The sequence below is a fragment of the Paenibacillus sp. FSL R5-0923 genome, from assembly GCF_038009145.1.
In the GTDB taxonomy this organism is placed as follows: Bacteria; Bacillota; Bacilli; order Paenibacillales; family Paenibacillaceae; genus Paenibacillus_AQ.
This window is the reverse complement of record NZ_JBBPAT010000001.1, coordinates 717,849-735,711: the sequence shown is the minus strand read 5'-3', so window position 1 is coordinate 735,711 and position 17,863 is coordinate 717,849. Positions and strand designations below refer to the sequence as shown.

The window sequence follows — 17,863 nt, the reverse complement described above, 5'->3', positions numbered from 1 at the left end:
AGATGATTCACAAGCATCCAGAACTGCATACATTCAAGAATATTTATATAGCAGGTATCGAAGGCAAACGTTTTGATGTTGTGATCAAGGATGGTTATTTTTTATCTATAACTGAAATAGAGCCGCAACAAAATAATTTAACTCTTACAGGGACAGATCTATGGATTAGTCCAGGTATTATAGATCTTCATACGCATATGGCTTGGACAGACTTTGACCATGCAGATCAATTAAAGCGCGACTCCCAGCAGATCGAAGCCATGCAGGCACAGGCTTTTGAGGCTACTCTAAGGACAGGTGTAACGACTGTACGGGATGCAGGCGGAATTGTGCCAAGCACAGTGCAGCATCTTGTTCAGCAGTATCAGCAGCCTTTAAGAGTGCATACCAGCAGCGATATGCTTGGAGCAGCAGATGCCCGTGGACTTAAGCATTTGGAACAACGGATGGCAGAAATCTTTGCTACAGGAGCGGGTTGGATAAAAATCATGGCCACAGGTGGTCTTGGAGCACCTACCGAGAAAGTGGTTGATCCGATCTTTTCCGAAGAAGAATTCGCGTTCATTGTTCGTAATGCACATGCCCACGATAAGAAGGTGCTGGTTCACACCTGGGGTGGAGTGACGATAGACTGGTCCATCCAGGCCGGTGTGAAATCTATAGAGCATGGGATGTTTCTAACTGAAGATCAGGCGGGAAGGCTTGCTAATTCGGGAGTAGCTTTTGTACCTACTACATCCATCTATCGTATTGCTGCAGATCCGAAAGGTGTTCTTGCGTTGAATCCAATCATTTGTGAACGAGCTGCCCGTGCTGCTGAATCACATTCCAAAGCCATTAATTATGCAAAAAGAGAGGGCGTTCGTATTGGATTCGGTACAGATTATGCTACACCCTCATTACATGGTTATAACCTTCAAGAACTGGATACGTTGATTGATTATGGCTTAACTCGCAGAGAAGCGTGGCAGTCAGCTACTAAAAGCGCTGCTGACATTCTAGGGAGCGGTAACGAGCTGGGGCAGATTGCAGAAGGTTTTATTGCAGATGCTGTTGTTTTCAATGTCGATCCATACCAGGCGTATAATGCAGAGATACTTAGAAACAGTATCGTTTCCGTAATTACTGGAGCGAAGGAAGCCGAATTAATTTAGATTCGTCTAAGCTATCCTCTAAAAACAACTGATATCTTTTTCAGTTGTTTTTCTTTTATATTATGGAATGTATATAAGGCAACAGTATATAAACATAGAGTGTATTCATTAATACATGATTTATGGTTTTTAATTCTTTGTAAAAAAAAGTGTTGCAATGAATCTCTATACATGATATATTCTATTTCTGGCCGAGAAACACACATGCCGAGCTCGAAAAAGAAGTAAAAAAAGAGCTTGACATTAGACGGCTGAACATGATATAGTATAAGAGTTGCTGCTGAGACATTAAACGGCGCCAACGAGAACTTGATCTTTGAAAACTGAACAACGAGTGAGTAGGAAATCACGAAAGTGAAATCCAAAACTAGAGAATTAATTTTCTCGTCAGATGTTTCAAAATGAGCATATCGCTCTTTTCAATACTAATTGGAGAGTTTGATCCTGGCTCAGGACGAACGCTGGCGGCGTGCCTAATACATGCAAGTCGAGCGGAGTTACTTTGAAAGCTTGCTTTCAAAGTAACTTAGCGGCGGACGGGTGAGTAACACGTAGGCAACCTGCCCCTTAGACTGGGATAACTACCGGAAACGGTAGCTAATACCGGATAATTTCTTTTTTCTCCTGAAGAAAGAATGAAAGACGGAGCAATCTGTCACTGAGGGATGGGCCTGCGGCGCATTGGCTAGTTGGTGGGGTAACGGCCCACCAAGGCGACGATGCGTAGCCGACCTGAGAGGGTGAACGGCCACACTGGGACTGAGACACGGCCCAGACTCCTACGGGAGGCAGCAGTAGGGAATCTTCCGCAATGGACGAAAGTCTGACGGAGCAACGCCGCGTGAGTGACGAAGGTTTTCGGATCGTAAAGCTCTGTTGCCAGGGAAGAACATCCGGTAGAGTAACTGCTATCGGAGTGACGGTACCTGAGAAGAAAGCCCCGGCTAACTACGTGCCAGCAGCCGCGGTAATACGTAGGGGGCAAGCGTTGTCCGGAATTATTGGGCGTAAAGCGCGCGCAGGCGGTCATTTAAGTCTGGTGTTTAAACCTTGGGCTCAACCTGAGGTCGCACTGGAAACTGGGTGACTTGAGTACAGAAGAGGAAAGTGGAATTCCACGTGTAGCGGTGAAATGCGTAGATATGTGGAGGAACACCAGTGGCGAAGGCGACTTTCTGGGCTGTAACTGACGCTGAGGCGCGAAAGCGTGGGGAGCAAACAGGATTAGATACCCTGGTAGTCCACGCCGTAAACGATGAGTGCTAGGTGTTAGGGGTTTCGATACCCTTGGTGCCGAAGTTAACACAGTAAGCACTCCGCCTGGGGAGTACGGTCGCAAGACTGAAACTCAAAGGAATTGACGGGGACCCGCACAAGCAGTGGAGTATGTGGTTTAATTCGAAGCAACGCGAAGAACCTTACCAGGTCTTGACATCCCTCTGAATCCACTAGAGATAGTGGCGGCCTTCGGGACAGAGGAGACAGGTGGTGCATGGTTGTCGTCAGCTCGTGTCGTGAGATGTTGGGTTAAGTCCCGCAACGAGCGCAACCCTTAACTTTAGTTGCCAGCAAGTAATGTTGGGCACTCTAGAGTGACTGCCGGTGACAAACCGGAGGAAGGTGGGGATGACGTCAAATCATCATGCCCCTTATGACCTGGGCTACACACGTACTACAATGGCCGGTACAACGGGAAGCGAAACCGCGAGGTGAAGCCAATCCCATCAAAGCCGGTCTCAGTTCGGATTGCAGGCTGCAACTCGCCTGCATGAAGTCGGAATTGCTAGTAATCGCGGATCAGCATGCCGCGGTGAATACGTTCCCGGGTCTTGTACACACCGCCCGTCACACCACGAGAGTTTACAACACCCGAAGTCGGTGGGGTAACCCGCAAGGGAGCCAGCCGCCGAAGGTGGGGTAGATGATTGGGGTGAAGTCGTAACAAGGTAGCCGTATCGGAAGGTGCGGCTGGATCACCTCCTTTCTATGGAGAATCGTCTTCTGCAATGAAGACATTCAAATCGGAAGCTAAGCTTCCAAAATCTCAGGTTTAGGCCTGTTACTCACTCGTTGCTCAGTTTTGAGAGTTTAAGCTCTCAGTAAGACTTGATCCTTGAAAACTGGATACCGAAACGAATTTGCGTTTTAGAACATCTTTTAGCAACTTGTGTAAACAAGTAAATGTTATTAGTGAGATTTTTCTTAGGAAAAATCAAGGTTAAGCTAATAAGAGCACACGGAGGATGCCTAGGCGCCAGGAGCCGACGAAGGACGTGGCGAACAACGAAACTGCCTCGGGGAGCTGTAAGCAAGCTTTGATCCGGGGGTGTCCGAATGGGGAAACCCAGCTGTGGTAATTCGCAGTTACTCATCTCTGAACACATAGGAGATGTAGAGGCAGACCAGGGGAACTGAAACATCTAAGTACCCTGAGGAAGAGAAAACAATAGTGATTCCGTCAGTAGCGGCGAGCGAACGCGGAACAGCCTAAACCTAAGAGCTTGCTCTTAGGGGTTGTGGGACGTCTCACATGGAGTTACAAAGGAATATGGTAGGTGAAGAGGTCTGGAAAGGCCCGCGATAGAGGTAAAAGCCCTGTAACCTAAACTGTGTTCTCTCCGAGACGGATCCCGAGTAGTGCGGGGCACGTGAAACCCCGTATGAATCCAGCAGGACCATCTGCTAAGGCTAAATACTACCTGGCGACCGATAGTGAAACAGTACCGTGAGGGAAAGGTGAAAAGCACCCCGGAAGGGGAGTGAAATAGAACCTGAAACCGTGTGCTTACAAAAAGTCAGAGCCCTATCTATGGGTGATGGCGTGCCTTTTGTAGAATGAACCGGCGAGTTACGTTTAACATGCAAGGTTAAGTCGAGAAGACGGAGCCGCAGCGAAAGCGAGTCTGAATAGGGCGATTTAGTATGTGGACGTAGACCCGAAACCGTGTGATCTACCCCTGTCCAGGGTGAAGGTGCGGTAACACGCACTGGAGGCCCGAACCCACGCATGTTGAAAAATGCGGGGATGAGGTGGGGGTAGCGGAGAAATTCCAATCGAACTCGGAGATAGCTGGTTCTCCCCGAAATAGCTTTAGGGCTAGCCTCGGTATAAGAGTAGTGGAGGTAGAGCACTGATTGGGTGCGGGGTCCGCAAGGATTACCAAGCTCAGTCAAACTCCGAATGCCATATACTTATTGCCGGGAGTCAGACAGTGAGTGCTAAGATCCATTGTCAAAAGGGAAACAGCCCAGACCATCAGCTAAGGTCCCCAAGTGTGTGTTAAGTGGGAAAGGATGTGGAGTTGCACAGACAACCAGGATGTTGGCTTAGAAGCAGCCACCATTGAAAGAGTGCGTAATAGCTCACTGGTCGAGTGACTCTGCGCCGAAAATGTAACGGGGCTAAACACACCACCGAAGCTATGGCTAGATACGTATGTATCTGGGGTAGGGGAGCGTTGTATGTGGGTTGAAGGTGTACCGTAAGGAGCGCTGGACAGCATACAAGTGAGAATGCCGGTATGAGTAACGAAAAGATCAGTGAGAATCTGATCCGCCGAAAGCCCAAGGTTTCCTGAGGAAGGCTCGTCCGCTCAGGGTAAGTCGGGACCTAAGGCGAGGCCGAAAGGCGTAGTCGAAGGACAACAGTTTGAAATTACTGTACCACCGTAATCCGCTACGAGCGATGGGGTGACGCAGGAGGGTAGTGACGCGGACTGATGGATATGTCCGTCTAAGCAGTGAGGCTGATGTGTAGGCAAATCCGCACATCGTTAAGGCTGGGCTGTGATGGGGAGCGAAAATTACAGTAGCGAAGGTCATGATCTCACACTGCCAAGAAAAGCCTCTAGCCAGGAGAAGGTGCCCGTACCGCAAACCGACACAGGTAGGCGAGAAGAGAATTCTAAGGCGCGCGGAAGAACTCTCGTTAAGGAACTCGGCAAAATGACCCCGTAACTTCGGGAGAAGGGGTGCCCCGGTAGTGTGAATAGCACGAGGGGGCCGCAGTGAAAAGGCCCAAGCGACTGTTTAGCAAAAACACAGGTCTGTGCGAAGCCGCAAGGCGAAGTATACGGGCTGACGCCTGCCCGGTGCTGGAAGGTTAAGGGGAGTGGTTAGGAGTAATCCGAAGCTATGAACCGAAGCCCCAGTAAACGGCGGCCGTAACTATAACGGTCCTAAGGTAGCGAAATTCCTTGTCAGGTAAATTCTGACCCGCACGAATGGCGTAACGACTTGGGCGCTGTCTCAACGAGAGATCCGGTGAAATTTTAATACCTGTGAAGATGCAGGTTACCCGCGACAAGACGGAAAGACCCCATGGAGCTTTACTGCAGCTTGATATTGAATTTGGGTACGATCTGTACAGGATAGGTGGGAGCCGTAGAAATCGGAGCGCAAGCTTCGGTGGAGGCGCCGTTGGGATACCACCCTGATCGTATCTAGGTTCTAACCTAGTACCCTAATCGGGTACGGGGACCGTGTCAGGCGGGCAGTTTGACTGGGGCGGTCGCCTCCTAAAGAGTAACGGAGGCGTTCCAAGGTTCCCTCAGAATGGTTGGAAATCATTCGAAGAGTGCAAAGGCATAAGGGAGCTTGACTGCGAGACCTACAAGTCGAGCAGGGACGAAAGTCGGACTTAGTGATCCGGTGGTACCGCATGGAAGGGCCATCGCTCAACGGATAAAAGCTACCCTGGGGATAACAGGCTTATCTCCCCCAAGAGTCCACATCGACGGGGAGGTTTGGCACCTCGATGTCGGCTCATCGCATCCTGGGGCTGAAGTAGGTCCCAAGGGTTGGGCTGTTCGCCCATTAAAGCGGTACGCGAGCTGGGTTCAGAACGTCGTGAGACAGTTCGGTCCCTATCTGTCGTGGGCGCAGGAAATTTGAGAGGAGCTGTCCTTAGTACGAGAGGACCGGGATGGACGTACCGCTGGTGCACCAGTTGTTTCGCCAGAAGCATGGCTGGGTAGCTACGTACGGACGGGATAAGCGCTGAAAGCATCTAAGCGTGAAGCCCCCCTCAAGATGAGATTTCCCAATTAGTAAGACCCCTTGAAGACGACGAGGTAGATAGGTTGGAGGTGGAAGTGCAGTAATGCATGGAGCTGACCAATACTAATCGGTCGAGGGCTTATCCTATACTTAGAACGCAAATTCAATTCGGATTCAGTTTTCAGGCATCAAGCCTGAGCATTTACGCTGTAAATGCCCGTTTGGTGGCGATAGCGGAGGGGTTCCACGCGTACCCATCCCGAACACGACCGTTAAGCCCTCCAGCGCCGATGGTACTTGGACCGAAGGGTCCTGGGAGAGTAGGACGTTGCCAAGCAGATTAAGCCATTGTTGATAATATCAGCAGTGGCTTTTTTTCTTTTTTTATTATGCAAGTATTTAAGGCTAGTAATAACAGTAGAATAGGTTACTGTGGAATGACATTTTTGTTACCGACGCTGCGGTGGATACAAGTATAATAGAAAAGTGCTAATAGTTAGCAGATCTTTAATACGAAGGAACTACTCATAAATTCTAACTTTGAATTTTCTTGTGTCTTTAGATGCATTGTAGAGGTAGGGAGGATTTAAGGCATGAAACAATTAAAAATATTCAAGTTAATAATGATTTCTTGTATTTTAACTTTAATACTGGCAGGTTGCGGGGCTAAAGAACCTAAGTGGGATACTTTTGAGGGTGCACTGAATGAGAAAAGCTTCCCTGTCCCCCATGAGGCAAACTCACCAGACCAGACCACTACTAACGTTGCTATGGATTATGTACGTTATTCTTTACCTGGATTAAAGGAGAAGAATGGTATTCCGGATCCTTATTTGGAGGCTATTAAAGCCTGGGGATGGACAGAACAGGAAGATGATGATAGTGATTCTTCGGGTGTTTTTCTGAAGGATGGGTTAACGGTTCATTTAACAGTGCACGATGATTATTTTGTAGTGATGATTCCTAAAGAAAAGAAGACCTCCATTAAAGGCCTTAAGACGAAATAAAGAATCGCCATCCCTAAGGATGGCGGTTTATTTTTTAATACATGAAAATAATATGAGCTATACTGCTGCACTTTATTGGGAGTAATAGGATACATCGGTCGGATTGAATTTCAGCATGCCTCCCTGATCCTGTCGATTCAGTCTGAACAGAGTATAAAGACGAGGCAGTAGGAGCCATAAGTGACAAGTGATCAGTGATACTGTAAATGCTGGCGGTGACCAGAAAATAAAGAGTGCTGCAATACAAAGACCGATATAGAAATTATGTAGCTGTACTTTACGAAATATACGGTAACTAATATGTTGATCAGGCATAAACCCTAACCAAGGCAGTTTAAATGAGACAGACCATCTTTTTGAAATGGGGTGTCCTGAGATTAAAAGAACTGAGCGTGAAATGACATATTGAACCCAGAAGGCTACAGGCGCTGCTATGATTATGTAAAGAATGCTCCACCAGGAAAGAAATACGGTTTCGAGCACAAGGACTAATAAGGGAAGCATAATATAAATAGGCAGCAGGCGTGCCGTTAGATTGACTTTTTTAATTAGTTTATATTGATAGAATGTAGCTGCACCTTTGGTAGTGGGTTCCATAGATTATAGTCTAACCTCCTCGTGAATTCGTATGTTCTTAATATCGGCGATTGGATGTATTTTATTAAACTGCGGCGAAAATTCACCGATATAACAGCAACGGAATATATATAATTCACGATACGAAGGATATGAAAAAACTATGAAAAGGTTTAAAATGATAGAAGGTGTATCATACTGTTCTTAAAAGAGTCAAGGTGGGATGGTTATGGAACAGCAAACCGGGCAAGCTTGTATCATTTGTGGACAGGTAAAAGAGGAAGGTATTGTGATTGTCTCGCATTTTATTTGTGAGGAATGTGAGGCTGAGATGATACGTACCGAGGCTGAAGATGCCAAGTACCGTTTTTTTATCGGCCGGATGAAGAAGATTGGATTGCAAAAGAACGCTTAAGTAGAGTAACTCTGTTAAATGATGCAATTAAGAGAGCGGTCTGGATGAAAGATACGAAGGCTGCATTAGTGATATTCAATACACGGCTTCCTCGTTCTTCAGGCGGGAGGAGCCGTTTTGTTGTCCAAAGGGCCGCTTTTACACTGAAGCGTAGGCGTTTGCGAATATTTACGTTAAAATAGAAGGAACCCTATGGGAAGGAATTTAATATGAATAAATTACAACGTTGTAGGGCGCCTATATACGAAATGCTGGAACAATATAGAATTATGGGTAATAGATCTTATCATGTGCCAGGTCATAAGAATGGAGAGGCATATGATGGCGTTGAAGGCGCTGGCTTTTTAGATGAGGTAATGAAGTATGATGTTACGGAAATTTCCGGAACGGATGATCTTCATCATCCTGAGGGAGTTATCAAGGAAGCGCAAGAGTTGGCAGCAGATTGCTTTGGAGCAGAGGAAAGCTTTTTTCTGGTTGGAGGAAGCACAGCCGGCAATCTGTCTCTTATTCTAACCGCTTGTCCCGAGCCTGGAATGATTATGATTGTTCAACGCAATGTGCATAAGTCAGTCATTCATGGACTGATGTTGGCTGGAGTACATGCTGTTTTTCTGGAGCCTCTGATTGATCCACTCAGCGGCTTGGCAGTGGCGCCGGCGGCCGAAGCTGTTAAGGCTGCACTTGCAGCCTATCCTGAAGCCGCAGCTGTACTTGTTACCATGCCGAATTATTACGGCATGGGTAGTGATCTTGCGCCCCTCGCGAGTATTTGTCACGACAGCGGTGTACCGCTGCTTGTGGATGAGGCGCATGGGGCGCATTACGGGCAGCACCCGGCGCTGCCAGCCGGGGCACTTGCTTGTGGCGCGGACGGCGTCGTGCAGTCCACGCACAAGATGCTCACAGCGATGACCATGGGCGCTATGCTGCATGTTCAAGGGCCGCGGCTTAACCGCGCCCTGCTCCGGCAGCGGCTCGCCATGGTGCAGAGCTCCAGCCCATCATATCCTATGATGGCGTCGCTGGATCTTGCCCGGCGGCTGCTGCACAGCCGGGGCAAGGGTGCCTTCACGGCGGGGCTGGCCGCCGTGGACGTTCTGCGGCGCGGACTCGCGGAGCTGCCGCGCTACGGACTAGTGCAGCCGGCAGAGCCGCTGCACCCGAATACGCCGCCTGATTCTTTGGCGGCGTATGTGACACAGGACCCCTTTAAAGTCGTCATTTATGACGCCACCGGGGTCCTGAGCGGCTTCGAGCTGCAGCGCAAGCTCGAGGCAAAGGGCTGCGTGCCGGAGATGAGCGATGACCGGCACGTAGTGCTGCTGTTCAGCCTTGGATCGAAGGCTGGAGATGCAGATCATTTGCTGCAGGCGCTGCGGGAAATAGATTCGGAGGAACCTTCCGAATCACCGAACGCCCCCGACTTATCAGGCGCTCGCAATATTTCCACGTGGAACAATTTCCATTCTTTACAAATCTCAGATCCTGTTCACTTCTCATTGAAGCCGGTGTCGGCCAATGAGATTGAAAGTATTGATCTTAAACATTGCGTGGGTAGAGTGGCGGCAGAGATGGTTATTCCCTATCCACCAGGCATCCCGGTATTATATCCGGGTGAAGTGATCACAGATCAGATCCAAAGAAGGCTGGCTGGTTTAGCCAAAGGAGGCGCCAAATTTCAGGCTTGTGCTGATCCGGTCTTGCAGCGTATTGAGGTATACAACATTCAGAAGGGCGGAGAAGCATAAGTGGGAAAAGAAGGTTTCTTCATAACATTAGAAGGGGGCGAAGGCTCCGGAAAAACAACGGTACTAGGTAGAGTAACGGCCTATTTACAGAACCGGTCCATGCCTTATCGAATTACCCGTGAACCGGGTGGCGTTGAGATTGCTGAGAAGATTCGTTCCATTATTCTAGATCCTGCCCATACAGCTATGGATGCGCGTACAGAGGCATTACTATACGCTGCATCAAGAAGCCAACATCTCGCCGAAGTCGTTGAACCGGCTCTTAGAGAAGGGCTTACTGTACTCTGTGACCGATTTGTAGACAGCAGCCTCGTTTATCAAGGACATGCGAGAGGACTCGGAATAGAAGAGGTATGGAGTATTAATCGTTTTGCGATAGGGAACCGTATGCCAGATCTAACCTTTTATCTGGATGTAGACCCAGAGATAGGGTTGTCACGGATAGCAGCGAATCAAGAACGGGAAGTGAATCGTCTGGATCTGGAGAGCCTTTCTTTTCATAAGAAGGTCCGTGAAGGCTATCAATTATTAGCCCAGGCCAATCCGGACAGAATAGTAGTTCTGGATGCTAATCGCCCCATTCATATGGTAGAACAAGATATCGTGAGAACTCTTGAAGAGAGAGTATTAAAGGGTTTTTAGGGTGTTTTGTCTAATATACTAAGAGAAGTGACATATAATTAGGCGTGTGCTTATGAAGTAAGGGTTACTACGAGTAACTCTAAGTAGTAATACACCATAAAAGTATTGGGAGGGAATGCGAAGATGAAGTTGATCATTGCAATTATCCAGGATAAAGACAGTAACCGGTTGTCCAGCGAGCTAGTCAAAGCCAATTTCCGTGCTACTAAACTTGCAAGTACAGGTGGATTTCTACGAGCGGGGAATACGACATTTATGATCGGGGTAGAAGACAGTCAGATTGAATCCGTATTGACCGTAATCCGAAACAGCTGTAAAGTGCGTGAGCAGTTAGTCACTCCTGTAACACCGATGAGTGGAACAACGGATTCGTATTTGCCACTTCCTGTTGAGGTACAAGTGGGTGGAGCTACTGTATTCGTACTTCCTGTAGATCGTTTTGAACATTATTAAGTATAATATAGATTAGCAAGCCATTTATAAAAAGGGCGGTAGATAACCTTTGAAGATCAATCCGGGGTATAGGCCCTTGAAGAGTGAGATGCCAAATGCAGAAGGGGCTAACAAACCCGTTCAGCAAAAAACGTTCTCTGATGTTTTTCAGCAGCAAAGTGAGCAGAAAACCAAAGATGAACTGAATCGCCAGATCAAAGAAATACAGTCTCAAGGCGATCGTTTATCTAAGTCTATGACGATTCGTGAGCTTACCATCTACCGGATGATGATCAAAAGATTTCTGGAGGAAACGGCTCGAAGAGGCGTCATTCTGAAGGAAACACGCGGATGGGATCGACGTGGACGTGGCAAGCGTTACAAGCTGCTTGAGGAAATTGATTCGGCTTTGCTATCAATGGCAGATGATTTGCTGAATAGTGAGCAAGGCCGGATCGATCTGTTAGGACGCGTTGGAGAAATCCGTGGGTTGTTAATCAACCTTTCTTTTTAAAATATAAGAAAGTATATGCTTTACACTATACTTTAGCCTTATATTTCTCGATTAAACACTTACCGTCCTTATAAGGACGCTAAGGGCGTTTATGTTTGAAAGTTTTGGGAGGAAATTATGCCTTTTCATGATATAGTAGGCCAGGAGAACGCCAAGCGGCTACTCCAAAATGCCTTGCGCAAAGAAGCTGTGAGTCATGCTTATTTATTTACAGGGCCGGCAGGCAGTGGACAAATGAAAACGGCGCTGATGTTTGCCCAAGCTATATTTTGTACCCAGAGCAAGGACGATGCCTGTGGGGAATGCCTGGAGTGCCGCAAAGTAGAGCATGGAAACCACCCTGATTTGTCACTGCTGCAGCCAGATGGAGCAAGTATTAAAATAGATCAAATCCGTGAGCTGCAGCGCGTCTTTTCCTATCGGTCAGAGGGTGTGAATCCGAAAGTTTATATTATAGATGGAGCAGACAAAATGACGGTACAAGCTGCCAATAGTCTGCTGAAATTTCTGGAGGAACCACCAGCTCCGGCTGTTGGAATCTTAATTTCTGATAATAGCCGTTCCTTATTGCCAACCATTCAGTCGCGGACTCAGCGGATTCCATTTAGTCCGTTAAACCCGGATATTATGCTCCAAGCTCTGGCAAGTGAGGGCGTTCCCATACCCTTAGCTCGATGTGCAGTATCACTTAGTTCAGGACTTGATGGTTGCAGGAAACTTTTGGAACAGAATTGGTTTGCAGAAATGAGAAATGTAATGTTACAATTAGCTAAGGAGTCCTTAGGCAAGGGCAGCTCCGCTGTAGCAACTGCTGGGCAGAAGCTGTTCAAGACCGGACTCGCTGAACATTTGGATATCTTCTTCAGCATGTTCCATCTGTGGTTTAAAGATATGCTTTACTTCCTGTATCGTAAGCATGAGAGTATCGTTTTCATAGATCAGTTAGACTTTATTTCCAGGCATGCCCGTGAGCGGAGTGCGGAACAATGGGTGGCTTATATGGGATTTGCTGCAGAGAGCACTAAGAAGCTGCGATCCAATGCCAATGCCCAGTTGTGTCTGGAGCAGTTTTTAATCCGACTGGAAAGTTAAAGGATTAGTTATGATATATCCTCCGGATGTCGCTTTACCTGGAAATATCGTTTTAACAGACGAGGAAGGACAAGCATGGATCATCAGGGAGCGGACATGCCCATAGGTTCCTTTTACCGGCAAACAAGGGGGTTAATTTTTGTACAGCGTAGTAGGTGTCCGTTTTAAAAAAGCGGGTAAAATATATTATTTCGATCCACTTGATTTTCCGATTGAACGGGATCAATATGTTATTGTGGAGACAGCACGTGGGGTTGAATACGGTAAAGTTGTCGTAGGCAAAAAAGAGGTGGAAGAATCCGATGTAGTTTTGCCCCTCAAAAAAGTGATGCGTATTGCCGGAGAAACCGACGCACGCGTAGTTGAAGAGAACAAAGGGGCCGCTAAAGAGGCTTTTACCACCTGTTTAAATAAAATACGCGACCATGGTCTCAAAATGAAGCTCGTCGATGTAGAGTTTACTTTTGACCGTAATAAGATTATATTTTACTTTACGGCCGAAGGACGGGTCGACTTTAGAGAATTGGTTAAAGATCTAGCAAGTATTTTCCGGACCCGCATTGAGCTACGGCAAATTGGGGTGCGTGATGAGGCTAAAATGCTAGGTGGACTTGGACCTTGTGGGCGAGTACTTTGTTGTTCATCTTGGTTAGGGGATTTTGAACCCGTATCCATTAAAATGGCGAAGGATCAGAACCTGTCACTTAATCCGACGAAGATTTCAGGACTTTGTGGACGTCTGATGTGTTGTTTGAAATTTGAGCATGACAATTATGAGAGTGTAAAGGAAGAAATGCCAGCGGTCGGCAAGATTGTCGTGACCTCATTGGGTGATGGCAAAGTAGTAGGACTTAATGCCGGAAGCCGTACGGTTCATGTACAGTTGTTTGAAGTGGGCAAAGTTAAGGAACTTCCAATGGATGATGTTGTCGTCAAGTAAACCATTATAAGGTTACTTTCGGGGTGGAAACTTGGAGAAGAAAAATATATTTGCACACATGCAGGATATGGAAGCACAGATGGAAACGATGCGCGCCAATCTTGGAGAATGGAAACAGACGGTAAAAGAACTGATGGAAGCTAATCAGAGGTTAACTCTGGAGAATGAACAGCTTCGCAAAATTTTAAAGCGGGATGCACCTTTGGATCCTACCGTAGATTCTGCGGAGGCGGAAGCTCTTTTAGCTGCCGGAGAGGGAACAGAAGAGGTTGTTGGGGAAGGTTATGACAACTTGGCCCGGCTTTACCATGAAGGCTTTCACATCTGTAATGTTTATTTTGGACATTTACGCACGGAAGGTGATTGTCTGTTCTGTCTTTCTTTTCTTAATAAATGAGGATATCCAGCCGTAGGAGATTGATCCTACGGTTTTTTTTGAATTTAGCTCAACAAAACATTTAGGAGATTACTACATGACAAATTCTTTTAACGATATATCTGTTCCTTTGTTGCCGACGGAGCGGGTGGATGATTTATTAACGCATGACTTGCGAATTATTCAAAGTGACGAAGTATTTAGCTTTTCTATGGATGCTGTACTGCTTGCGCGTTTCGCCAGCGTTCCGCCTCGTGGGAGAGTCCTGGATCTTTGTACTGGAAATGGTGTAATTCCTATTTTGATGACGACCCGAACTAAAGCTTCTATAGAAGGGATTGAAATTCAGCCCCGTTTAGCGGATATGGCTCGGCGTAGCGTGGCTCTAAATGGGCTACAGGATCAGGTTGTGATCCATGAAGGCGATTTACGTGAGTTATATAAAGTTGCAGGGCATGGCGTATATGATGCAATAACAGTCAATCCTCCTTATATGCCGCTTAACGGCAGTGACCTCAAGCTGAACACTCATCAGGCTATGGCTCGTCATGAAATCGGGTGTACGCTGGAGGAGGTCATTCAAGCCTGTGTGAGACTGGTTCGCACCGGTGGAAAGGTAAGTATGGTTCACAAGCCACAACGATTGGTCGATATTATTAGTCTTATGAGAAAATATAGGCTCGAGCCTAAGATTATTCGCTTTGTACATCCACGTGCGCATCTGGAAGCTAATATGGTATTAATTGAAGCGATACGTGATGGTAAGCCGGAGGTTCGCTTACATCCACCACTCATTGTATATAATGAGGACAATCAATACTGTCCAGAAATTATGGACATCTACTATGGTGCTAAAGAGGGTAAATCATGACGATATCATGCCAAAGCAGTTTTCAGAACAATAACAATACACATAAGCAGGAATCAACCGGTTCACTCTTTTTGGTGGCAACACCCATCGGTAATTTAGAGGATATGACTTATCGTGCTGTCCGTACATTGCAGGAATGCGATATTATTGCAGCTGAGGATACAAGACAAACTCGGAAATTATTGAGCCATTTTGAAATTACACCCTCTATGCTGTTCAGTTATCATGAGCATAATAAGGCTGCCAGTGGACCTGAACTTATCCGCTATATAATAGAAGGAAAAAATTTGGCACTCGTCAGCGATGCCGGTTTGCCAGCCATTTCCGACCCTGGTGCAGACCTTGTAGCCCTTGCCATAAGTCACGGTATACCAGTAATTCCTATACCCGGAGCTAACGCAGCTTTGTCAGCATTAATTGCCTCTGGTCTGCCTACGACTACGTTCACTTTTATCGGCTTCTTACCTCGAGAACGTAAAGATATCCGTGCGGTATTAAGTCCACTTCGTTCGGCGCAAGGGACTATACTGTTCTACGAATCTCCACATCGCGTGGTGAAGACACTGGCTCATCTCCATGAAGCATTTGGTAATCGGCGAATTGTGCTTGCTCGTGAACTGACGAAGAGATATGAGGAGTTCCTACGTGGGACGATCGAGGAATGTACGGATTGGCTCGTTGAACATCCACCGCTTGGTGAGTATGTCATTGTCGTTGAAGGCGAGAGCAAGGAAGATGCTGATATGGCGGAATCGGCTTGGTGGCGCCAGCTAAGTATTGAAGAACATGTTGCTCATTACGAAGCAGGAGATATGCCGCGTAAAGAAGCTATGAAAAAAGCAGCCTCTGATCGTGGTGTGTCAAAGCGGGATATTTATAACGCACTTCTGGATAAAGCGGAGCAGCAGTAAGTGTCATTGACGGATTCTAATTCTAAGAGGTTAACCAGGTGCGGAGGGGTATTACGAAGCTGACGAGATTCTAGCCTGAAGGTGGTTCCCAAAAGGAAGCCCAAGATAGACCAGATCATGGTGAAAACTCGTTTTACTTCATGCTCTCACCGCATTACCCATCATTATTAGGTGTCATGGGGGAGTAAATCCTTATAGACACCTTTTGGGGCGGGAAACACAGGTGATTGCAGAAAAAAAATACCTCCCGCGGTCACGGGAGGTCAAGGAGATATGAAAAGGTTAGAATTAACAATTTGATTAGTTCTATTATATACTAATTATTTTAGTTTGTCACAGGGGTAGGGATAGTAGAAATGCATTCATGACAAACTATTTTTCCTTTGAAGTAAGTTACGTTCTCAGCGTTGCCGCAGAAAATGCAGGCAGGCTCATATTTCTTAAGCATAATGCGCTCACCATCAACGTAAATTTCAAGTGCGTCTTTTTCACCAATGCCAAGAGTACGGCGCAATTCAATGGGAATAACTACCCGTCCAAGTTCGTCTACTTTTCTTACAATTCCTGTTGATTTCATCATAACAATCGTTACTCCTCTCAATGTTCCAAAAACGTCATTATTCGACATTGTTCACTGTTTTATGATATTTATAATACCAACGATTCCCAAAACAGTCAACCTTTTTTCATCTGTTAAATAAGTGCTTTTTCACGAAAACTTTGAATTCCCTATAACAATCACGAATTCTAAAAAAAGTGAAAAAATAAACTTTGTCGATTTACCAAGACTAAAAACGTCACTATTCGACAAAGTACGACATAATTACTTATTATATACTTATATTGGTTAAAATCATATTAAATTTAATAAAGGAGTTGATCTCATGAAGCAGCCGCTCACAGAAGAAAAGGTTTTCAAAGATCCGGTTCACAATTATATCCACGTGCAGGATACTATTATTTGGCGACTAATAAATACAAAGGAATTTCAGCGTTTACGCCGAATTCGCCAGCTGGGTACCTCGTATCTTACTTTTCATGGCGCAGAGCATAGTCGATTTTCTCATTCCCTAGGGGTTTACGAAATTACACGTAGAATTATTTCGCAATTTGAACGAAGCGGGTATAAGGATTGGATTCCTGAAGAAAGTCTGCTCACCTTGTGTGCGGCCTTGCTGCATGATCTGGGACATGGTCCATTTTCCCATTCTATAGAAGAAGCTTTTGAAATGAATCATGAGGATTGGACTTGTCGAATTATTCTGGAGGACACAGAGATTACTGAGATCTTGCGTGATGTGGAGGAGGATTTTCCTCGTAAAGTAGCCTCTGTAATCGCTAAAACTTATGAGCACGAAATTGTTGTAAATCTGGTTTCCAGTCCACTAGATGCTGATCGCATGGATTATTTGCTGCGTGATGCGTACTATACAGGTGTAAACTATGGGACGATCGACATTGATCGGATTTTAAGAATGCTGCGTCCTTATAATGGTCGAATTGTTGTAAAAGAATCGGGAATGCATGCCATTGAAGATTATTTAATGTCGCGTTATCAAATGTACTGGCAAGTCTATTTTCATCCGGTGACACGTAGCTCAGAGATTATTTTGCGACAAATTTTCCGTAGAGCAAAGGAGCTTTTCCAAGAGGGGTACAATTTTAGTTTCATGATTAATCCGCTGGAGGATTTGTTCCGTGGTGAGGTGACAGTGAAGCAATATTTAATGCTAGATGAAGCACTGGTACAGACGGCTTTTATGCAGTGGACACTTGAGAAAGATGAGCTACTAAGTGACTTGTGTACCCGTTTTATTCATCGTAAACTGTATAAATATGTTGAGGTGGAGAATCTCGATACAGATATGATTTCTGAAATTCGCAGCAGTTTTGCGGCAGCGGGACTTCACCCAGAATATGATTTGGAGATTGATTTTCCGACAGATCTGCCCTATGATGTGTTCCGTCCGGGAGAAGCTTTTGACAATAAACAAATTCTGCTGCTTGATCGGCATGATCATCTGCGGGAAATTTCAGAGGTGTCGGATATTGTGCGTTCTATTAGCGGCATTCACCGTGGAAGATATCATCTTTATTTTCCTCAGGATAAGTTGAGAAATGCGCTTACGCGATTGCCTGCTTCTATTGCAGAGATTTTTGCAAAATAATACAAGAAAATATGGG

At 46.1% G+C, this 17,863-nt stretch carries 15 protein-coding genes and 3 rRNA genes; 16 read left to right on the top strand and 2 right to left on the bottom strand.

The window, feature by feature from the left end; genetic code table 11:
- Window positions 1-2: 2 nt before the first annotated feature.
- From MKX35_RS03285 to MKX35_RS03265, 5 genes are all read left to right on the top strand, one after another.
- Window positions 3-1,154 (top strand): amidohydrolase family protein, encoded by a 1,152-nt coding sequence (locus MKX35_RS03285; RefSeq protein WP_076301157.1) that lies wholly within the window; start codon window positions 3-5, stop codon window positions 1,152-1,154.
- 426 nt (window positions 1,155-1,580) lie between these two features.
- Window positions 1,581-3,138: ribosomal RNA gene (locus MKX35_RS03280) — 16S ribosomal RNA — on the top strand.
- A gap of 232 nt (window positions 3,139-3,370) precedes the next feature.
- Window positions 3,371-6,299: ribosomal RNA gene (locus tag MKX35_RS03275) — 23S ribosomal RNA — on the top strand.
- Between the two features lie 73 nt (window positions 6,300-6,372).
- Window positions 6,373-6,489: ribosomal RNA gene (gene rrf / locus MKX35_RS03270) — 5S ribosomal RNA — on the top strand.
- Together the 16S, 23S and 5S rRNA genes form the textbook arrangement of a ribosomal RNA operon.
- A gap of 256 nt (window positions 6,490-6,745) precedes the next feature.
- Entirely contained in the window at window positions 6,746-7,159 is a 414-nt protein-coding gene (locus MKX35_RS03265; protein ID WP_076300968.1) for a hypothetical protein, read from the top strand.
- A 72-nt stretch (window positions 7,160-7,231) separates the two neighbouring features.
- On the opposite strand, the gene MKX35_RS03260 is transcribed toward MKX35_RS03265, so the two are convergent.
- Entirely contained in the window at window positions 7,232-7,756 is a 525-nt protein-coding gene (locus MKX35_RS03260) for a hypothetical protein (RefSeq protein ID WP_042183802.1), read from the bottom strand.
- A 208-nt stretch (window positions 7,757-7,964) separates the two neighbouring features.
- Between MKX35_RS03260 and MKX35_RS03255 the strand changes: the two genes are divergently transcribed.
- From MKX35_RS03255 to rsmI, 10 genes are all read left to right on the top strand, one after another.
- Window positions 7,965-8,150, top strand: a complete 186-nt coding sequence (locus MKX35_RS03255; RefSeq protein WP_042123074.1) for a sigma factor G inhibitor Gin — start codon at window positions 7,965-7,967, stop codon at window positions 8,148-8,150.
- A 209-nt stretch (window positions 8,151-8,359) separates the two neighbouring features.
- On the top strand, window positions 8,360-9,901 hold the full coding sequence (locus MKX35_RS03250) for an aminotransferase class I/II-fold pyridoxal phosphate-dependent enzyme (protein ID WP_076300969.1): 1,542 nt from the start codon (window positions 8,360-8,362) through the stop codon (window positions 9,899-9,901).
- The gene (gene tmk, locus MKX35_RS03245; protein WP_042183814.1) at window positions 9,902-10,543 is read left to right on the top strand and encodes a dTMP kinase; all 642 of its coding nucleotides are present in this window, start codon (window positions 9,902-9,904) and stop codon (window positions 10,541-10,543) included.
- A 123-nt stretch (window positions 10,544-10,666) separates the two neighbouring features.
- Window positions 10,667-10,996 carry a cyclic-di-AMP receptor gene (locus tag MKX35_RS03240; protein ID WP_042183817.1) on the top strand — a complete coding sequence of 110 codons (330 nt, stop codon included), beginning with the start codon at window positions 10,667-10,669 and terminating at the stop codon, window positions 10,994-10,996.
- Between the two features lie 49 nt (window positions 10,997-11,045).
- Window positions 11,046-11,489, top strand: a complete 444-nt coding sequence (locus MKX35_RS03235) for a YaaR family protein (protein WP_042183820.1) — start codon at window positions 11,046-11,048, stop codon at window positions 11,487-11,489.
- A 117-nt stretch (window positions 11,490-11,606) separates the two neighbouring features.
- A complete protein-coding gene (gene holB, locus MKX35_RS03230) occupies window positions 11,607-12,581 on the top strand; it encodes a DNA polymerase III subunit delta' (RefSeq protein WP_042123085.1) in 975 nt (324 codons plus the stop codon).
- Window positions 12,582-12,720: 139 nt separating this feature from the next.
- Window positions 12,721-13,521 (top strand): PSP1 domain-containing protein, encoded by an 801-nt coding sequence (locus tag MKX35_RS03225; protein WP_042123087.1) that lies wholly within the window; start codon window positions 12,721-12,723, stop codon window positions 13,519-13,521.
- A 31-nt stretch (window positions 13,522-13,552) separates the two neighbouring features.
- On the top strand, window positions 13,553-13,918 hold the full coding sequence (gene yabA, locus MKX35_RS03220; RefSeq protein ID WP_042123089.1) for a DNA replication initiation control protein YabA: 366 nt from the start codon (window positions 13,553-13,555) through the stop codon (window positions 13,916-13,918).
- 76 nt (window positions 13,919-13,994) lie between these two features.
- Complete coding sequence (locus MKX35_RS03215) at window positions 13,995-14,768, top strand: tRNA1(Val) (adenine(37)-N6)-methyltransferase (protein WP_042183822.1); 774 nt, start codon at window positions 13,995-13,997, stop codon at window positions 14,766-14,768.
- Window positions 14,765-15,679, top strand: coding sequence for a 16S rRNA (cytidine(1402)-2'-O)-methyltransferase (rsmI, locus tag MKX35_RS03210; RefSeq protein WP_076300970.1), 915 nt, complete (start codon window positions 14,765-14,767; stop codon window positions 15,677-15,679). Before MKX35_RS03215 ends, rsmI begins: the two co-directional genes overlap by 4 nt.
- A gap of 325 nt (window positions 15,680-16,004) precedes the next feature.
- Here rsmI and MKX35_RS03205 read toward each other — a convergent pair whose 3' ends face one another.
- Window positions 16,005-16,259 carry an AbrB/MazE/SpoVT family DNA-binding domain-containing protein gene (locus MKX35_RS03205; RefSeq protein ID WP_042123095.1) on the bottom strand — a complete coding sequence of 85 codons (255 nt, stop codon included), beginning with the start codon at window positions 16,257-16,259 and terminating at the stop codon, window positions 16,005-16,007.
- 304 nt (window positions 16,260-16,563) lie between these two features.
- On the opposite strand from MKX35_RS03205, the gene MKX35_RS03200 reads away from it, so the two are divergent.
- Complete coding sequence (locus MKX35_RS03200) at window positions 16,564-17,847, top strand: HD domain-containing protein (protein ID WP_076300971.1); 1,284 nt, start codon at window positions 16,564-16,566, stop codon at window positions 17,845-17,847.
- Window positions 17,848-17,863: the final 16 nt, after the last annotated feature.